The 16,632-nt window shown below is 74.0% G+C and carries 17 protein-coding genes; 11 read left to right on the top strand and 6 right to left on the bottom strand.

Annotated features, from left to right (window positions below; all coding sequences use genetic code 11):
• Nucleotides 1-258: 258 nt before the first annotated feature.
• The 3 genes from ACZ5GH_RS01380 to gcl all read right to left on the bottom strand — a co-directional run bounded on the left by ACZ5GH_RS01380 (nucleotide 259) and on the right by gcl (nucleotide 3,465).
• Nucleotides 259-831: a nuclear transport factor 2 family protein gene (locus ACZ5GH_RS01380; protein ID WP_464333142.1), complete on the bottom strand. Its 573-nt coding sequence runs from the start codon at nucleotides 829-831 to the stop codon at nucleotides 259-261.
• Between the two features lie 205 nt (nucleotides 832-1,036).
• The gene (locus ACZ5GH_RS01375; RefSeq protein WP_387755065.1) at nucleotides 1,037-1,525 is read right to left on the bottom strand and encodes a glutathione peroxidase; all 489 of its coding nucleotides are present in this window, start codon (nucleotides 1,523-1,525) and stop codon (nucleotides 1,037-1,039) included.
• A gap of 158 nt (nucleotides 1,526-1,683) precedes the next feature.
• Nucleotides 1,684-3,465, bottom strand: coding sequence for a glyoxylate carboligase (gcl, locus tag ACZ5GH_RS01370; protein ID WP_464333141.1), 1,782 nt, complete (start codon nucleotides 3,463-3,465; stop codon nucleotides 1,684-1,686).
• A 745-nt stretch (nucleotides 3,466-4,210) separates the two neighbouring features.
• On the opposite strand from gcl, the gene ACZ5GH_RS01365 reads away from it, so the two are divergent.
• Both ACZ5GH_RS01365 and ACZ5GH_RS01360 read left to right on the top strand, forming a co-directional pair.
• The gene (locus tag ACZ5GH_RS01365) at nucleotides 4,211-5,692 is read left to right on the top strand and encodes a SulP family inorganic anion transporter (RefSeq protein WP_387755716.1); all 1,482 of its coding nucleotides are present in this window, start codon (nucleotides 4,211-4,213) and stop codon (nucleotides 5,690-5,692) included.
• Between the two features lie 131 nt (nucleotides 5,693-5,823).
• On the top strand, nucleotides 5,824-6,135 hold the full coding sequence (locus tag ACZ5GH_RS01360; RefSeq protein ID WP_387755070.1) for an MTH1187 family thiamine-binding protein: 312 nt from the start codon (nucleotides 5,824-5,826) through the stop codon (nucleotides 6,133-6,135).
• Here the strand turns inward: ACZ5GH_RS01360 and ACZ5GH_RS01355 are convergent.
• Nucleotides 6,124-6,597, bottom strand: coding sequence for a DoxX family protein (locus ACZ5GH_RS01355; protein WP_387755072.1), 474 nt, complete (start codon nucleotides 6,595-6,597; stop codon nucleotides 6,124-6,126). The two genes, ACZ5GH_RS01360 and ACZ5GH_RS01355, sit on opposite strands and share 12 nt — an antisense overlap.
• A 154-nt stretch (nucleotides 6,598-6,751) precedes the next feature.
• Between ACZ5GH_RS01355 and ACZ5GH_RS01350 the strand changes: the two genes are divergently transcribed.
• From ACZ5GH_RS01350 to ACZ5GH_RS01340, 3 genes are all read left to right on the top strand, one after another.
• Nucleotides 6,752-7,330 (top strand): TetR/AcrR family transcriptional regulator, encoded by a 579-nt coding sequence (locus ACZ5GH_RS01350; protein WP_387755075.1) that lies wholly within the window; start codon nucleotides 6,752-6,754, stop codon nucleotides 7,328-7,330.
• 78 nt (nucleotides 7,331-7,408) lie between these two features.
• Nucleotides 7,409-8,845 (top strand): MFS transporter, encoded by a 1,437-nt coding sequence (locus ACZ5GH_RS01345; RefSeq protein ID WP_387755078.1) that lies wholly within the window; start codon nucleotides 7,409-7,411, stop codon nucleotides 8,843-8,845.
• Complete coding sequence (locus tag ACZ5GH_RS01340) at nucleotides 8,842-9,603, top strand: SDR family NAD(P)-dependent oxidoreductase (protein ID WP_464333140.1); 762 nt, start codon at nucleotides 8,842-8,844, stop codon at nucleotides 9,601-9,603. The genes ACZ5GH_RS01345 and ACZ5GH_RS01340 overlap by 4 nt, the downstream gene beginning before the upstream one ends.
• A 58-nt stretch (nucleotides 9,604-9,661) precedes the next feature.
• Here ACZ5GH_RS01340 and ACZ5GH_RS01335 read toward each other — a convergent pair whose 3' ends face one another.
• Entirely contained in the window at nucleotides 9,662-10,366 is a 705-nt protein-coding gene (locus tag ACZ5GH_RS01335; protein ID WP_387755084.1) for an SMI1/KNR4 family protein, read from the bottom strand.
• A gap of 226 nt (nucleotides 10,367-10,592) precedes the next feature.
• On the opposite strand from ACZ5GH_RS01335, the gene ACZ5GH_RS01330 reads away from it, so the two are divergent.
• From ACZ5GH_RS01330 to ACZ5GH_RS01320, 3 genes are all read left to right on the top strand, one after another.
• Nucleotides 10,593-11,528, top strand: coding sequence for a carbohydrate ABC transporter permease (locus tag ACZ5GH_RS01330; protein ID WP_387755087.1), 936 nt, complete (start codon nucleotides 10,593-10,595; stop codon nucleotides 11,526-11,528).
• Nucleotides 11,525-12,421, top strand: a complete 897-nt coding sequence (locus ACZ5GH_RS01325; protein ID WP_464333139.1) for a carbohydrate ABC transporter permease — start codon at nucleotides 11,525-11,527, stop codon at nucleotides 12,419-12,421. Before ACZ5GH_RS01330 ends, ACZ5GH_RS01325 begins: the two co-directional genes overlap by 4 nt.
• Nucleotides 12,422-12,552: 131 nt before the next feature.
• Nucleotides 12,553-13,947 (top strand): ABC transporter substrate-binding protein, encoded by a 1,395-nt coding sequence (locus ACZ5GH_RS01320; RefSeq protein ID WP_464333138.1) that lies wholly within the window; start codon nucleotides 12,553-12,555, stop codon nucleotides 13,945-13,947.
• Nucleotides 13,948-14,141: 194 nt separating this feature from the next.
• On the opposite strand, the gene ACZ5GH_RS01315 is transcribed toward ACZ5GH_RS01320, so the two are convergent.
• Nucleotides 14,142-14,411, bottom strand: a complete 270-nt coding sequence (locus ACZ5GH_RS01315) for a helix-turn-helix domain-containing protein (protein ID WP_387755095.1) — start codon at nucleotides 14,409-14,411, stop codon at nucleotides 14,142-14,144.
• Nucleotides 14,412-14,509: 98 nt separating this feature from the next.
• Here ACZ5GH_RS01315 and map point away from each other — a divergent pair, with 98 nt between their 5' ends.
• The 3 genes from map (at nucleotide 14,510) to ACZ5GH_RS01300 (ending at nucleotide 16,577) form a co-directional block, all read left to right on the top strand.
• Entirely contained in the window at nucleotides 14,510-15,277 is a 768-nt protein-coding gene (map, locus tag ACZ5GH_RS01310) for a type I methionyl aminopeptidase (protein ID WP_387755098.1), read from the top strand.
• A 78-nt stretch (nucleotides 15,278-15,355) separates the two neighbouring features.
• On the top strand, nucleotides 15,356-16,051 hold the full coding sequence (locus ACZ5GH_RS01305) for an HAD family hydrolase (RefSeq protein WP_464333137.1): 696 nt from the start codon (nucleotides 15,356-15,358) through the stop codon (nucleotides 16,049-16,051).
• A gap of 100 nt (nucleotides 16,052-16,151) precedes the next feature.
• Nucleotides 16,152-16,577, top strand: a complete 426-nt coding sequence (locus ACZ5GH_RS01300) for an acyl-CoA thioesterase (RefSeq protein ID WP_387755100.1) — start codon at nucleotides 16,152-16,154, stop codon at nucleotides 16,575-16,577.
• Nucleotides 16,578-16,632: the final 55 nt, after the last annotated feature.

Below are 16,632 nucleotides of genomic sequence, written 5' to 3'. Positions count from 1 at the left end.
CGGGGTCGACGGGCACTCACGCTAGGGTCTGTCTTCAAACTCCCGTCGTTCGCCCGGAGGGCGGGCGGGGCGGCGTTGGGGTGCGTGCATCGCAAGGCGGAGGAGGGAGCCACTGCGGAGCATTGGCGACCGACGACAACGCGGCGAGGTGCGTGCCCCGGCGTCGCCCCGCAGACGCGAGTTTGAAGACAGACCCTAGGGGCGTGCTGAGCATGTCCGCAACATCGGGCCGGCTCCGGTCGCCGTCACGCCCCGCCGTCACGCCCCGCCCGCGAGGTCGCGCAGGGTCTCCTCGGCCTTCGCGGTCAGGACGAGCGGGCCCTTCCCGTTCGTCCACACGGCCCGCACGTCCAGGCTGCGCAGGCGCCAGCCGTCGGGGGTGCGCACCGCCTCGCCGGTGAACGTGCCGCCGACGTCGAAGTGGCCGCCGGGCTCCTCGCCCCGCGCCCGCTGGGTCGAGGCGAGGTGGACGTGGGTCATCAGGGCGTTCCAGCGCACCGTGGCCCGGTCCCCGTCCAGGTCGATCATGTAGTTGGCGCCCACGTGCTGGGTGCGCTCGAACTTCCCGAGGGTGGCCTGCTCGGACTCGGCCAGTCCGTCGATCCCCTCGTGCTGCCCCACCGGCGAGGTGATCCGCACGTCGGGGGTGAAGTAGCGCCGTTCCCACGCCTCGTCGAACCGTCCGCCGCCGTGAGGCACCGTGTCGAGGCTGAGCAGGTAGCCGTCGATGAGACCGGTGAGGTCGGCGCGGTCGGTGAGGGCCCGGACGCGCTGCTCGAGGGCGGCGAAGTCCGCGGCGGTGGGGGTGACGGGGGCGGGGGCGGTGGTCATGGCGGTGGCTCTCCCGGGGATCGCGGCGGGTGTCGCGGCCGCTCCGGCCGCACACCGGGGAGACTAGGACCTCAAGTCGACTTGAGATCAAGGTCCGGTTCCAGGGATCCGCCGACCGCCCCGGGAGGCGGCGCCCGGCGGACGCGCGACGACCCGGGGCGCGGGGCGCGCTCCGGGTCGTCAGGCGGGGGCGGTGGCGGCGGTGTCAGGCCGGGAGGACGGCTTCGAGGGCGGTGATCAGCTCGGGGGCCTCCGGGTCGACGCCCGGACGCAGGCGGGCGGCGACGGTGCCGTCCGGGGAGACCAGGAACTTCTCGAAGTTCCAGCTGATGTCCCCGGCCTGGCCCTCGTCGTCGGCGACCTCGGTCAGCCGGGCGTACAGCGGGTGCCGGTCCTCCCCGTTGACGTCGATCTTCTCGAACAGCGGGAAGGTCACCCCGTAGGTGGTTGAGCAGAAGGTCCGGATCTCCTCTGCGCTGCCCGGCTCCTGCCCGGCGAACTGGTTGCAGGGGAAGCCCAGCACGGTGAACCCGCGCCCGGCGTACCGCTGCTGGAGCCGCTCCAGGCCCTCGTACTGCGGGGTCAGGCCGCACTTGGAGGCGACGTTGACGATCAGCAGCGCCTTGCCCTTGTACTCGGCGAGCGAGGTGGGCGCGCCGGCGAGGGTGCGCAGCGGGATGTCGTACAGGCTCACGGTGGTGGTCCTTTCGGAGGGTCGTCGGGCCGGGCCTCTTCCGGGGCCACGGTAGCGGCCGCGACGGGATCAACCGTGGTCGGCGTGCCGGTGTTCCGGGCGCGCGGGGGCGTACGGAGCCTCGCGTACGCGCCCGCGCGACCGGTGCGCGCGACCGTTCAGGGCACCAGCGGCCTGATCGCCGTCGGGGCGTGCTCCGGGCGGGTGGCGAGCTCCTCGAACTCGGTGACCTTGTCGATGTCGGCGGCGCCCATCGAGATGTCGGTGACCCGCTCCAGGATCGCCTCGACCACGACGGGGACGCGGAACTCGGCGGCCAGTTTCTTCGCCTCCTCGAAGGCCGGCAGCAGGCCCGCCGGCTCGGTGACCCGGATCGCCTTGCAGCCGAGGCCCTCGACGACCTTGACGTGGTCCACGCCGTAGGCGCCCAGCTCCGGCGCGTTGACGTTCTCGAACTCCAGCTTGACCTGGAAGTCGATGTCGAAGGCGCGCTGCGCCTGGCGGATCAGCCCCAGGTAGGAGTTGTTCACCAGCACGTGGACGTACGGGATGCGGTGCTGGGCGCCGACCGCCAGCTCCTCGATCATGAACTGGAAGTCGTAGTCGCCGGAGAGCGCGACGACCTGGGCCCCGGGGTCGGCGGTGGCGACGCCCAGGGCGGCCGGGACGGTCCAGCCGAGCGGGCCGGCCTGGCCGCAGTTGATCCAGTGCCGCGGCCGGTAGACGTGCAGCAGCTGCGCGCCGGCGATCTGGGACAGCCCGATGGTGGTGACGTAGCGGGTCTCCGGGCCGAAGGCCCTGTTCATCTCCTCGTACACCCGCTGCGGCTTGATCGGCACGTCGTCGAAGTGGGTGCGGCGCTGGAGCCGGGCCCTGCGCTCCTGGACGGAGGCGGCCCAGGCGCCGCGGTCCCTGAGCGTGCCGGCGGCCCGCAGTTCGCGCGCCACCTCGACGAGGAGTTCCAGGGCGGCCTTGGCGTCGGAGGCGATGCCGAGGTCCGGGGCGAAGATCCGGCCGAGCTGGGTGGGTTCGATGTCGATGTGGACGAAGGTGCGGCCCGCGGTGTAGACGTCCAGGCCGCCGGTGTGGCGGTTGGCCCAGCGGTTGCCGATGCCGAGGACGAAGTCGGAGGCGAGGAAGGTCTCGTTGCCGTAGCGGTGGGAGGTCTGGAGGCCGACCAGCCCGGCGTTCAGCTCGTGGTCGTCCGGGACGACGCCCCAGCCCATCAGTGTGGGGACCACCGGGACGCCGGTCAACTCGGCGAACTCCAGCAGCAGTTCGGCGGCGTCGGCGTTGATGACGCCGCCGCCCGCCACGATCAGCGGGCGCTCGGAGCGCTGGAGCAGGGCGACGGCCTTCTCGATCTGGACGCGGTTGGCGGCGGGCTTGTGGACGGGCAGCGGCTGGTAGGCCTCCGGGTCGAACTCGATCTCGGTCAGCTGGACGTCGACCGGCAGGTCGATCAGCACCGGGCCGGGGCGGCCGGAGCGCATCAGGTGGAAGGCCTGCTGGAACACCCCGGGGACCTGTGCGGCCTCCAGCACGGTGGTGGCGGCCTTGGTGACGGGCCGTGCGATCGAGGCGATGTCGACGGCCTGGAAGTCCTCCTTGTGCAGCCGGGCGACGGGCGCCTGGCCGGTGATGCAGAGGATCGGGACGGAGTCGGCGATCGCCGAGTACAGGCCGGTGATCATGTCGGTGCCGGCCGGCCCGGAGGTGCCGACGCAGACCCCGATGTTCCCGGCCCTGGCGCGGGTGTAGCCCTCGGCCATGTGGGAGGCGCCCTCGACGTGCCGGGCCAGGGTGTGCCGGATTCCGCCGGCGGCTCGGAGCGCGGCGTAGAAGGGGTTGATGGCCGCGCCGGGCACGCCGAACGCGACGTCCACGCCCTCGATCTTCAGGATCTCCACGGCCGCGCGGGCGGCTGTCATACGAGGCATCGGATCTCTCCTGCGTCGGCCCGCAGGGGCTCGGAGGGCTCATCTCACGAATTCCACCATACGGAAGAATGGTTTCTCTATGTGGAAGCACGGTAGGGCGGGGCCTGTCGGGCCGTCAAGGGGGCTTCAACAGAATGTGGACGCCGGGAGGGGCGGCCCGAGCGGCCCGGATTCGTACGCCCGGACGGCGTTCGCGCTGGTGTACCCGGGGAAGCGGACGTTCCGCGCCGGGAAGCGCAGCCGGTGTGCAGCGCCGGTGAAGGGACGGTGCGGGGTGTCGGGCCGCCCCGCCGCACTGGGTACCGTCGGTGGCACGCCGGGCCCGTGACGTCCGACTGAGGCCGCGGCGGGGGGATTCGGGAGCGCCGAGGAGCGGGGGAACTCCGCCGGCGGCCCCGTCCAGGACCGGTGCGCCCGGTCCGCCGCACCCGAGCGAGGGACGCACCCCCCGACCGTACCGACCCGACACCCGCCGCCGCGCGCCGCTCGATCCGGACCCGCGGCCGTACCGCTGTCGCCGCCCCTCCGCGGTCCCCTGTCCCCTTCCCCCGTGCTCCTGCTCCCCGCCCCGCAACGGCGCGCCCGCAGCGGCGGGCGCGCGGAAGGAACCCCCCATGCGCTGCTGCACCCCCGACCGGTCCCTGGCGGTGACCGGGTGAACCCGCCGTCCCACCGCAGCGAGAGCCCGCCGGGCCTCCTCCGCAAGCACGGCCCGCCGGGCCGGCCCCGAACCCCGGCCGCGGCCCTGCGCGCCGTCCCCTGGCGCCACGACCTGCCGGCCTCACTGGTGGTGTTCCTGGTCGCCCTCCCGCTCTGCGTCGGGGTGGCCGTCGCCTCCGGCGTCCCCGCCGAACTCGGCCTGGTCACCGGGATCGTCGGCGGCCTGGTGGCCGGCCTGCTGCCCGGCAGCAGCCTCCAGGTCAGCGGGCCGGCCGCCGGGCTGACCGTCCTGGTGGCCGACGCCGTCCAGCGCTTCGGCGTCGGCGCGCTCGGCCTGCTGGTGCTCTGCACCGGCCTGCTCCAACTGGCGATGGGCGCCCTGCGGCTCGGCCGCTGGTTCCGGGCGATGTCCGCCTCGGTGGTGCACGGCATGCTGGCCGGCATCGGACTGACCCTGGTGTTCGGCCAGCTCTACGCGCTCGCCGACCGCCGCGCCCCCGCCACCGGGCCGCAGAAGATCGCCGGACTGCCCGACCTGCTGCACGACGTGCTGACCGGCGCCGCCACCCCGAGCGCGGTCGCCCTCGGCCTCGGCACCCTGCTGGTCCTGGTCGGCTGGAAGTACCTCCCGGAGCGCGCCGCCCGCGCCGTCCCCGCCCCGCTGGCCGCCGTCGGACTGGCCGCCGCCGTCACCGCCGCCGCCGACCTGCCGGTGGCCCGGGTCCGGGTGGCCGGGCTGCTCGACGTGGTGCACCTGCCCGACCGTGACGCGCTGGCCGCCCTGGTCGGCACCGCCGGGCTCGGCACCGTCATCGCCTTCACCCTGATCGCCTCCGCCGAGACGCTGTTCAGCGCCGCCGCCGTCGACCGGATGCACCACGGCCCGCGCACCGACTACGACCGCGAACTCACCGCCCAGGGTGTCGGCAACGCCGTCTGCGGGCTGCTCGGCGCGCTGCCGATGACCGCGGTGATCGTGCGCAGCGCGACCAACGTCCAGGCCGGCGCGCGCACCAGGGCCTCGCGGGTCCTGCACGGCGGCTGGCTGCTGCTGTTCACCGCGCTGCTGCCGGGCGCGCTCGGGCTCGTCCCGCTCACCGCGCTGGCCGCCGTCCTGGTGCACGCCGGCGCCAAGCTGGTGCCGCTGCGCCGGATCGTCGCGCTGTGCCGCGGGCACCTGGGCGAGGCGCTGGTGCTGGTGGTGACGGCGGGCGCGATCATCGCCACCGACCTGTTCGAAGGGGTGCTGGTCGGCGTCGGCCTCGCGGTGGCCAAGTCGGCCTGGCAGACCTCGCAGCTGCAGATCGCGGTGGAGGAGCAGGCGCGGCCGGACGGGGAGCCGCTGCACCGGGTGCGGCTGAGCGGCAACGCCACCTTCCTGCGGCTGCCCCGGCTGCTGGACACCCTGGAACGGCTGCCGGGGGACCGGCCGGTGGAGCTGGACTGGTCCGGGCTGCGCCACCTGGACCACGCCTGCACGGTGGCCCTGGTCTCCTGGGCCGACCAGCACCGGGCCCGCGCCACGGCGCCGCTGGCGGTCGAACCGCCGCTGCCCTCGGTGGCCTGACGTCGAGGGCGTGCCTGACGATTCCCGCCGGGTTCGCGACGCGAATTGTCAGACGCGCCCTAGCCTGGTCGCGGCCCGGGGTGGAGCTCCGGGACGCGACCAGTGCCTTTCGACGCAAGGAGCGCAGAACCGTGATCGCAGCCTTTTCGGTGACCCCGCTGGGGATCGGCGAGGACGTGGGGGAGGCGGTGGCCGCCGCCGTCCGGGTCGTGCGGGAGAGCGGCCTGCCCAACCGTACGGACGCGATGTTCACCAGCATCGAGGGGGAGTGGGACGAGGTGATGCCGGTGATCAAGGCGGCGATCGAGGCGGTGAAGGCCCACAGCAACCGGGTGAGCACGGTCATCAAGATCGACGACCGGGCCGGGGTCACCGACGGCCTCACCGCCAAGGTCGCCTCGGTCGAGCGCCACCTGGCCGCGGGCGGACCGTCAGACCGCTGAGGTCTGCTGGGCCGCCGGTTCGGCCGACGCGGCCACCGGCTGACGGGTGATCAGCCGGTCCAGGGCGTACGGGCCGGAGCCGAGCGCCGCGATGACCAGGAAGGACCAGCAGAACATCACCGAGAGCTCGCCGCCGTTCTGGATCGGCAGCAGGGCGTGCTCCTGGTGGACGGTGAAGTAGGCGTAGGCCATCGAGCCGGAGCAGAGCAGGGCGGCCACCCTGGTGCCGGCGCCGAGCAGCACCAGGGCGCCGCCGACCAGCTGGATCAGAGCGGCCCACCAGCCCGGCCACTGGCCGAGCGGGACGGTGCCGCCGCCCTTGGCGCCGCCGAGCACGCCGAACAGCGAGGCGGCGCCGTGGCAGGCGAAGAGCAGGCCGACGACGATCCGGAACGCCGTCAGGACGACGGGTCTGACGGCGTCGACGGCCTGCCGGGGGGTGGTGGGGCGGGGTGCGGGCATGCGAAGCGCCTCCCGGTGGGGAAGGAGGTGGACGGGGGAGCGGTAAGGGTAGCCTTGGCCGAGTTCCGTTGGCAATGCTCCGTCAGGCATTAGGTCTGGACCAATGGGTGCTCTTTCTTGACCGTTCGGTCCAGAAAGGGATACGGTTCTCGACATGGCGCGAACGAAGGAATTCGACCCGGACGCGGCGCTGCAGGCGGCCCTGGAGCTGTTCTGGGAGCGCGGCTACGAGGCGACCTCGATGGCCGACCTGGTCGAGCGGCTCGGAATCGCCCGGGCCAGTGTGTACGCGACCTTCGGCAGCAAGCACGAGCTGTACCTGCGGGCGCTGGAGCGCTACTGCGAGCAGAGCGACTCGGCGCGGCTGGACGAGCTGTCCCAGCCGGGCCCGGCGCTGCCGGCGGTCCGGGCGATGGTCCGCCACTACGCGACGGCGGACGGGCCGGAGCGCCGGATCGGCTGCTTCGTCACCAACACGGCGGTGGAGCTGGCCGCGCACGACCCGGCCGCGGCCCGCCGGGTGGAGGCGAGCTTCGACCGCCTGGAGACGCTGCTCACCGGCGCCCTGGTGCGCGCCGCCGCCCAGGGCGAACTGCCCGCCGGGCGGGAGCCGCGGGCGCTCGCCCGGATGCTGGTGGTGCTGCTGCAGGGCATCCGGGTGGTGGGCAAGACCGCCGACGGCGCGCCCCGGGCGCGGGACGCCGCCGAGCAGGCGCTGGCACTGCTGGACTGACACCCGGTCGTCCCGGACCGGCTTCTTCTGTTGTGCTGATTCTGGACCGAACGGTCTACATAGGGGGGAGGGTTTTACATGGCCGTCATCACTACCGGCCGGTACGGCTTCGCGCTGCTCGGCGTCGTCCAGGCGGTGCTGGTCTTCACGATCACGATCCTCACCGTGCCGCTGCCCCTGGTGGCACGGGAGTTAGGGCTCGGCCCGTCCGCGGTGCTGTTGCTCAGCGCCTCCTACGGCCTCTCCTTCAGCTCCCTGCTGCTGCTCGGCGGGAGACTGACGGACCGTCACGGCGGACGCCCGGTGCTCCGCGCGGGCCTGGCGCTGCTCGCCGTCGCCTCGGTCGCCTGCGCGCTCGCGCCCGGCTACCCCGTCCTGCTGGCGAGCCGCTTCGCGCAGGGCGCCGGAGCCGCCCTCACCGCCCCGGCGGCGGTCGCGGTGGTCCGGGTGCTGTACCCCCAACCCGCCGCCTACCGCCGGGCGATGGCCACCTGGGGCGGCCTGTCGGTGCTCGGCGCCACCGTCGGCAGCGTGCTCTCGGGCGCGGTCGCCGCCGCGGTCTCCTGGCGCTGGCTGTTCGCGGTGCCCGTCCTGGTCGCGCTGGCCGGGCTCGCCCGCTCCGCCGCCCTGCCCGCCGCCGCCCCCGCCGGGCACCGCCCGGCCAGGCCCGCCGCCGCCCCCGTCAGCCACCGCCCCGCCCTGGACCTGCGCGGCGCCGCCCTCGCCACCACCGGTGTCTGCGCGGCGAGTTACGCCCTGGTGGCGTCCACCGAACACGGCTGGCACGGCCCCGGAACGTACGGCCCGCTGGCCGCCGGGCTCGCCCTGCTGCTCGCCTTCGCCGCCGCCGAACGCCGCACCGCCGACCCGCTGCTGCCGCCCGGCTTCCTCGCCGACCGGCGTCGCGCCACCGGGCTCGCCGCCGTCATGGCCACCGCCGCCGGCACCGCGCTCACCTTCGTCCTGCTCTCGCTCTACCTCCAGCAGCTGCGCGGCTGGAGCGCCGCGGCCACCTCCGCCGCCTTCCTGCCGTACGCGGCCGTCCTGCTGCTCGCCGGCCGGCTGGCCGGGCCGCTGACCGTCCGGTACGGGCCGGTGGCGGTCACCGCCGGCGGCCTCGCCGTGGCGGCCGGCGGACTCGGCCTGCTGGCCGGGCTCGCCCCCGGCAGCGGGTACGCCCTCGGACTGCTGCCCGGACTGCTCCTGCTGCCCGCGGGCGCCGCCGCGGCCTTCGCCGGTGCGGCCGTGCTCGCCACCGGCGGTGTGCCGCCGGAGCGCACCGGGCTGGCCGCCGGAGTGTTCAACACGGCCATGGAACTCGGCCCCACCGCCGGACTGGCCGCCCTGATGGCGCTGGCCGCCACCCGCCCGAGCGTCGTCGGCGGCTACGCCGCGGCCTTCGCGGCGGCCGCCGTCGGGCTGGCGCTCACCGCCGTCGCGGTCGCCGCGCTGCCCCGGACCACCGTCCCCACCGCAACCGAACGCACCACCCGAATCAAGGAGACCACCTCATGACCACGCGTTTCGCCGACAAGTCCGTCCTGGTCACCGGCGGCGGCAGCGGCATCGGCCGGGCGATCGCGCTCGCCTTCGCCCGCGAGGGCGCCCGGGTCGCGGTCGCCGGCCGCACCGCCGGCCCGCTCGCCGAGACCGTCGACCTGATCGAGCAGGCCGGCGGCAAGGCGGTCGCGCTCACCGGCGACGTGACGAACGCCCAGGACGCCGCCCGGCTGGTCCGGGAGAGCGTGGAGAACCTCGGCGGCCTGGACGTCGCCGTCAACAACGCCGGGGTGCTCGGCGCCCTCGGTCCGGTCGCCGACATCGACGAGGCCGAGTGGCAGCGGATGTTCGACATCAACGTGACCGGCACCCTGCTCGCCATGAAGCACCAGATCGGCCACATGCGGGCCCACGGCGGCGGCGCGATCGTCAACGTCTCGTCCAACATCGGCGCCCACAAGCGGATCGCGGGCGTCGGGGCCTACGCCGCCAGCAAGGCCGCGGTCACCGCGCTGACCCGGGCCGCCGCCCTCGACCACATCGCCGAGGGCGTGCGGATCAACACCGTCAGCCCCGGCGCGGTGGACACCCCGATGTCCTCCCGGCCGGGCGAGGACGCCGCGGCCAAGGCCGGGCGGATGAGGGCCGAGGTCCCGGTCGGCCGGGCCGGCGCGACGGAGGAGGTGGCCGCCGCGGTGCTGTACCTGGCCTCGCCGGAGGCGGGCTACACCGTCGGCAGCGACCTGGTCCTGGACGGCGGCTCCTCCGCCTGACCTCGGCGGCTCCTCCGCCTGACCCCGGAGCCGCCGAGCACCGGCCCCCGTCGCCGGGCTACTCGCCCGGCCACTCCCCGGGCACCGCCCCGTAGAGCGCGTCCAGCGCCTCCGGGGTGCGTGCCCGGGCCGCCGCCCAGGCCTCCCCGGCCACGCCGACCAGCACCTCCGGCCCCCGGTACCACCGCAAGCCGCGCCCCAGCGCGGGCAACTCCTCAAGACCGTACGGCAGTTCCCCGTCCGCTCCGGGGAAGTCGGCCGGTTCGAGGAAGTCGGCCAGCTCGTGGTCCTCCAGCAGCTTCTCCGCCATCGCCATCGCCGCGGCCGCCGTCGAGAAGCGCTCCTCCCAGGGCTCCCACCGTTCCCGTGACTTGTCCGCCAGGTCGAGCCGGCCCACCGTCGGCGGGTCCTCCCGGCCGAGGTCCTCCAGCAGCACGCCCCAGTGCGCGCAGCCCTGGTTCTCCGCCCGGTACACCAGCGCGCCGTCCAGCACGTACAGCTCCGCCGGCGTCAGCAGCACGTCCTGACTGCTGGTGAGGTCCGCCCGGCGGCCGAACAGCCGGTACGCCTCCCGCAGCGCCACCGGCAGCCGCAGGCCCAGCCGTTGCTCGGCCGCGTCCAGCTCCGCGTCCGTGAAGCCGTCGCCGGGCCCCAGCGGCTCGCCCCAGTACGCGGCGAAGCCCCTGACGAGCGCCCAGGCGCCCGCGCGGGAGCGCACACTTTCGGCCATTGCGGTCGGGATGTCGAATTCCGTTTCGTCCACCCGCGCACCGTACGGCACCCCTCCGACAGCGCGGTGAACCGCTCAACGGCCGGGCTGCAGCCGGGCTGCGGCCGGTCCGCCGCCGGTCCGTACCGCACCGGCCGAATCTGACGCGAACGCGTAATCCCGGCGACACCCGTTGATCACCGCGGGGTTTCCGCGCCGTCGTGTGGGCAGGACACGGTTTCGGCCGGAACCGACATCACGAAAGGCGGACGCGCGACAGATGCCGACCGCACCGCACCCCGGGCCGCTCCCGGGCCGCCCACGACCGCGACGGGGAGGGCGCTGGGGCGAGCACGGGCTCGCCTGGGCCTTCCTGCTGCCCTCCCTGGTGGTCTTCGTCCTCTTCATCGGCTACCCGCTGGGGCGGACGGTCTACCTGAGCGCACACGCCAACGACCTCTTCGGCGCGCCCTCCCGCTACGTGGGGGCGAAGCACTACACGGACCTCTTCGCCTCGGCCGACTTCGGCCGCACCCTGACCACCACGGCGCTGTTCACGCTGCTCACCGTGGTCCCGGGGGTGCTCGGCGCGCTGGTGCTGGTGCTGCTGCTGGAGAACCGCATCCGCGGCGTGCGGCTGCTGCGCTCGGCGTTCGCACTGCCCTTCGCGTTCTCGGTGGCCAGCGCCTCGGTGGTCTTCGCGGTGTTCTTCAACCCCGCCAGCGGGGTGCTCAACGGCCTGCTCTCGCACGTCGGCCTCGGCCCGGTCGGCTGGCTGACCGACTCCCGGTACGCGCTGGTCTCGGTGGCCGTCACCACGGTGTGGATGAACCTCGGCTACAACGTGCTGGTGCTCTCCGCGGGCATCGGCTCGATCCCGGGGGAGGTGCTCGAGGCGGCCCGCATCGACGGCGCCTCCGGCCTGCGGCTGGCCCGCTCGATCACCGTCCCGATGCTCGGCCCGAACCTGTTCTTCCTGACCGTGGTCTCCACCGTCCACGCACTCCAGAGCTTCGGCCAGATCCACATCCTCACCAAGGGCGGGCCGGACGGCTCCACCCGGACCCTCGTCTACTCCGTCTACGAGAAGGCCTTCGCCTACGGCTCCAGCGACTTCGGCACCGCCAGCGCCCAGGCCGTGGTGCTGCTCGTGGTCGTCCTCGCCTGCACGGCCGTCCAGTTCGGCGTCCTGGAGCGGAAGGTGCACTACGCATGACCACACTCACCACCGGGGCCGGGACGGAGGCGGAGGCGCCCCGCCCGCGCCCCCGCGCCCTCGTCGGGCGCTCCCCGCGCGACCTGCTCGGCCGCGCCGCCGTCTACCTGCTGCTCGCCGTCGCCGTCGTCACCGTGGCCTTCCCGGTCTACTACGCCGTCGCCGGCGCCTTCATGGGCCCGTCCGAACTCTCCTCCTACCCGCCGGCCCTGGTGCCGCACTCGGTCACCGGACGGAACTTCTCCGGCGCTGTGGAGGCCGTCCCGCTGGCCCGCCAGTACGCCAACTCGGCGATCACGGCGACCGCCATCACCCTCGCCCAGCTGTTCACCTCGGTCCTCGCCGCGTACGCCTTCGTCTTCCTGCCGATGAAGGCGCGGGCCGTGGTGTTCGGGGTGTTCCTGGCCACGCTGATGGTCCCGTGGGAGGCCATCATCATCCCCAACTACCTGACGCTGTCCGACTGGGGGCTCGGCAACACCTACTTCGGCCTGGTGCTGCCCTTCCTGGCCTCCGGCTTCGGCACCTTCATGCTGCGCCAGGCCTTCCGGCAGCTGCCCGGCGAACTGCGCGACGCGGCCCGGATCGACGGGGCCGGCCACTGGCGCTTCCTGTGGCGGATCGTCGTCCCGCTGAACAAGCCGGCTCTGGCGGCGCTGTCGATCTACGTCTTCCTGTCGGCCTGGAACCAGTACTTCTGGCCCCTGATCATCACCCGCACCGCGGACATGCAGACCCTGCAGATCGGGCTGACCTCGCTGCGCGACTCGGAGATGGCCGACCCCGGGCTGATCCTGGCCGGCGTCGTGCTCTCGCTGCTGCCCACCCTCGCCCTGGTGGTCTTCGGCCAGCGCTTCATCGTCCGCGGCCTCACTGCGGGCGCGGTCCGCTGATCCCGCCACGCTGGTGACGCCGCGCTGGTGACGTCCCGCTCCTCCCGCCCCCCGGTGGCGCCCGGTCGGTCCCGTCCCGCCGGCCCCGTCCCGTCCACGTCCCCGCTTTCCCGGATAGAGAGAGAACCCTCGTGAAGAAGAGTGCGCGCGCGCTCGCGGCCCTGCTGGTGGCCGGCCTGTCCCTGACCGCCTGCAGCTCCAGCGGCTCCGGCTCCGGCGCCGGCGGCTCCTCCGACGCCGGCGCGCCCGGCGCCCAGGCGCTCGACCAGGCCTCCGGCGTCACCACCGTCGAGTTCTGGCACTCGATGACCGGCAAGAACGCCGACGTGCTGAACGGGCTGGTCGGCCAGTTCAACGCCGCCCACCAGGGCAAGATCGAGGTCAGGGCGCAGTTCCAGGGCAAGTACGACGAGCTGGTCACCAAGTACAAGGCCGCGGTGCAGCAGAAGGGCACCCCCGCCCTGGCGCAGGTCTACGACATCGGCACCCGGTTCATGATCGACTCCAGGCAGACCGTCCCGGTCCAGGCCTTCGCCGACAAGGACGGCTACTCGCTGGACGACCTGGACGCCAACATCCGGAACTACTACTCGGTCGGCGGCAAGCTCCAGTCGATGCCGTTCAACTCCTCGATGCCGCTGCTCTACCTGAACACCGACGCCTTCAAGGAGGCCGGGCTCGACCCGGCCCAGCCGCCCAAGGACCTCAACGAGCTGGGCGAGCTGGCCAAGAAGCTGACCAGGAAGGACGCCGACGGCAAGACCGTCCGGTACGGCTTCGGCGCCGCCATCTACGGCTGGTTCGTCGAGCAGCTGCTGGCCGAGTCCGGCGCGATGTACTGCGACAACGACAACGGCCGCGGCAACAAGGCCGGCAAGGTCGTCTTCGACTCCGCCCAGGGCGCCCAGGTCGTCCAGTGGTGGGCGGACCTGGTCAAGGGCGGCAACGCGGCCAACACCGGCCGCACCACCGACGACGCCCAGGCCGCGTTCAAGGCCGGTACGGTCGCGATGCACCTGGAGTCCACCGGCGTGCTGCGCGGCTACACCGAGGCCGCGAAGTTCGCCGTCGGCACCGCCGCCTTCCCGAAGGTCGCCGCCGGCGACCAGGGCGGCCCGGTGATCGGCGGCGCCTCGCTGTGGATCAGCGGCCCGGGCCACTCGGACGCCGAGAAGCGCGCGGCCTGGGAGTTCGAGAAGTTCGTCTCCGCCCCCGAGCAGCAGGCCGTCTGGCACACCGGCACCGGCTACTTCCCGGTCAACACGAAGTCCCTGGACGACCCCAAGGACAAGGAGTGGGTGGCCAAGTACCCGCAGTTCCAGACCGCGATCGACCAGCTGAAGGCCACCAAGCCGACCCCGGCCACGGCCGGCTGCCTGCTCGGCGTCATGCCGCAGGCCCGCAAGGGCGTGGAGACCGCGATCGAGCAGACCATCGCGGGCACCAAGCCGGCCCAGCAGGCCCTGGCCGACGCGGCGAAGGAGCTCCGGCCGGCGATCGAGAGCTACAACAGCTCGGTCGGCTGACCCAAGCCGCTGAACGGCCCGAGAACGACGGCCCGCCCCGCGTCCCGCGCGGGGCGGGCCGCCGCCGTCCCGGCGGCCGCTGCGCCGTGTCGGGCGCGGAGGTCCCCGACTCCCGAGGGAAGCCGGTGAAGCCCGTTCGACGGCACCGGACGTCGACGATCCGCGTCCCGCCCGCCCCGGCCCGCGCGCACTGGCTAGGCGGAGAGCGCCTCGCCGTCCTCCGAGGGCGCGCACGCGGCCGCCAGTTCGTCCAGCGACAGGTCGAGCGCGAAGGCCAGCGCCGCGATGGTGAAGAAGGACGGCGTCGGTGCCCGGCCCGTCTCGATCTTCCGCAGCGTCTCCGCCGAGACGCCGGCGGCCGCCGCCACCTCGACCATGCTGCGCCCGCCGCGCGCCTCGCGCAGCAGCGCCCCGAAGCGCTCGCCGCGCTCGCGCTCCCACGGGGTCAGCGGAGTCCTCACCATGCCGACGAGTGTAGGGCCTGCCGCCCGGGGCGTCCCGCACCCTGCGGACCGTGATACAAATACCGGTATAAGAATTGGATCCAAGGGGAGGTCGCACCATGGTCGAACTCAAGTCGGACGCCGGGCTGGCCGCGATGCGCGAGGCCGGACGGGTGGTGGCGGACGCGCTGGCGGCCGTCCGGGAGCAGGCGGCGGTCGGCGTCAGCCTGTTGGAGCTGGACGAGGTGGCGCGGGGCGTGCTCAAGGCGGCCGGGGCCACCTCGCCGTTCCTCGGCTACCGCCCGGCCTTCGCGCCCGTCCCGTTCCCGGCCGTCATCTGCGCCTCGGTGAACGACGCGGTGGTGCACGGCATCCCGAACGGCTACCGGCTGCGCGACGGCGACCTGGTGAGCATCGACTGCGGCGCCCTCCTGGACGGCTGGGCCGGGGACGCGGCGGTCAGCTTCACCGTCGGCACCGCCCGCCCCGAGGACACCGCCCTGATCGAGACCACCCGCCGGGCCCTGGAGGCGGGCATCGCCGCCGCCGTGGTCGGCAACCGGACCGGGGACATCGCCCACGCCATCGGCACCGTCGCCCGCTCCGGCCGGTACGGCCTGCTGGACGGCTACGGTGGGCACGGCATCGGCCGCCGGATGCACGAGGACCCCCACGTGGCCAACGAGGGCCGCCCGGGCCGGGGTTACCCGCTGCGCCCCGGCCTGGTGCTGGCGATCGAGCCGATGCTGCTGGCCGGCGGCCGCGACGACCACCGCACCGACTCGGACGGCTGGACCCTGCGCACCGTCGACGGTGCCCGCGCCGCCCACGTTGAGCACACCGTCGCCATCACCGAGGACGGCCCGCGCGTCCTGACCCTGCCCTGACCGCGCCTGATCGTGCCCCGACCGCGCCCCGATCCGGTACCCCGGACGCCCGGGCAGCGCCCGGGCTAGGCTCGGACCATGATCAAAGCTGTGATGTTCGACTTCTCCGGCACCCTCTTCAGGGTCGTCTCCACCGCCGAGTGGCTGACGGCCCACACCGCCGCCGCCGGCCTCGCGCTGCCCGCCGGGGAGGAGGCCGAACTGGTGGCCCGGCTGGAGGAGTTCGGCGCCCTGCCCGGCGGGGTGCCACCGCGGCGGATCCCGTCGGAGGTCCAGCAGGCCTGGGACACCCGGGACTTGACCCCCGAGCTGCACCGCGCCGCCTACACCGCGCTGGCCCGCGCCGCCGAGCCGCCCGCGGGCCTCGACGTGGACGCCCTCTACGAGACCCACATCGCGCCCGCGAGCTGGCGCCCGTACCCGGACGCCGTCCCCGTGCTGCGCGAGCTGCGCCGCCGGGGCCTGCCGGTCGCGGTGGTGAGCAACGTCGGCTGGGACCTGCGTCCGATCTTCCGCGCGCACGGCCTGGACGAGCTGGTCGACGTCTACGTGCTGTCCTGCGAGGTGGGCGCCCAGAAGCCCGACCCGGTGATCTTCGAGACCGCCTGCGAGCGGCTCGGCCTCGCCCCCGCCGACGTCCTGATGGTCGGCGACGACCTCGTCTGCGACGGCGGCGCGACCGCGCTCGGCTGCGGCTTCCACCCCGTCGAGCACCTGCCGGTCGACGAGCGCCCGGACGCCCTCACGGAGCTGCTGGCCGTCCTGCCCCGCTGAGCGCCCCCGCCGGGCGGTCCGCGCGGTCCGGGAGGCCGTCCGGCCGGGGTGACGCAGGACACGCGGTGGGGCCCCGGCGGCCCGGAGTACCGTGCGGGGCATGAGTGATCAGGACTTCACCACGCACATCACCGTCCGGGGGTACGAGACCGACTCCCAGGGACACCTCAACCAGGCGGTCTACCTCCAGTACGCCGAGCACGCCCGCTGGGAGTACCTCCGGGCGGCCGGGATCCGCCAGGCGGACCTGGTCGCCGAAGGGGTCGGCCCGGTCGTCCTGGAGACCACGGTCAAGTACCTGCGGGAGCTGCGCGCGGGCGACTCGGTGGAGGTCGGCTGCTCGTTCACCTGGCGGGACGGCAAGACCTTCCAGGTGGTGCAGCGGCTGGTCCGCGAGGACGGCGTACTGGCGGCCGAGATCACCGGCGTCGGCGGCATCCTCGACCTGGCGGAACGCAGGCTGGTCGCCGACCCGCGCGAGCCGCTGCGCGCCCTGGCCACGGATCCGGGTGTGCTAGGCCTCTAGGCCTCTCACCCGCCCCCTCGTCCCGCACGGTGGGAGACCGTGAGCGCAGCGGTCT

Source organism: Kitasatospora sp. Xyl93, from assembly GCF_055383135.1.
The sequence above is the reverse complement of the archived record's forward strand: the minus strand, read 5'-3'. Positions and strand labels throughout refer to the sequence as shown.

What these genes read in the sequence shown, in the direction of transcription:
- ACZ5GH_RS01380 (WP_464333142.1), bottom strand. Translation starts at nt 831, where the DNA reads ATGACCACCGCCCCCGCCCCCGTCACCCCCACCGCCGCGGACTTCGCC.
- map (WP_387755098.1), top strand. Translation starts at nt 14,510, where the DNA reads ATGGTCGAACTCAAGTCGGACGCCGGGCTGGCCGCGATGCGCGAGGCC.
- ACZ5GH_RS01345 (WP_387755078.1), top strand. Translation starts at nt 7,409, where the DNA reads ATGGCCGTCATCACTACCGGCCGGTACGGCTTCGCGCTGCTCGGCGTC.
- ACZ5GH_RS01355 (WP_387755072.1), bottom strand. Translation starts at nt 6,597, where the DNA reads ATGCCCGCACCCCGCCCCACCACCCCCCGGCAGGCCGTCGACGCCGTC.
- gcl (WP_464333141.1), bottom strand. Translation starts at nt 3,465, where the DNA reads ATGCCTCGTATGACAGCCGCCCGCGCGGCCGTGGAGATCCTGAAGATC.
- ACZ5GH_RS01350 (WP_387755075.1), top strand. Translation starts at nt 6,752, where the DNA reads ATGGCGCGAACGAAGGAATTCGACCCGGACGCGGCGCTGCAGGCGGCC.
- ACZ5GH_RS01315 (WP_387755095.1), bottom strand. Translation starts at nt 14,411, where the DNA reads ATGGTGAGGACTCCGCTGACCCCGTGGGAGCGCGAGCGCGGCGAGCGC.
- ACZ5GH_RS01330 (WP_387755087.1), top strand. Translation starts at nt 10,593, where the DNA reads ATGCCGACCGCACCGCACCCCGGGCCGCTCCCGGGCCGCCCACGACCG.
- ACZ5GH_RS01340 (WP_464333140.1), top strand. Translation starts at nt 8,842, where the DNA reads ATGACCACGCGTTTCGCCGACAAGTCCGTCCTGGTCACCGGCGGCGGC.
- ACZ5GH_RS01325 (WP_464333139.1), top strand. Translation starts at nt 11,525, where the DNA reads ATGACCACACTCACCACCGGGGCCGGGACGGAGGCGGAGGCGCCCCGC.
- ACZ5GH_RS01305 (WP_464333137.1), top strand. Translation starts at nt 15,356, where the DNA reads ATGATCAAAGCTGTGATGTTCGACTTCTCCGGCACCCTCTTCAGGGTC.
- ACZ5GH_RS01300 (WP_387755100.1), top strand. Translation starts at nt 16,152, where the DNA reads ATGAGTGATCAGGACTTCACCACGCACATCACCGTCCGGGGGTACGAG.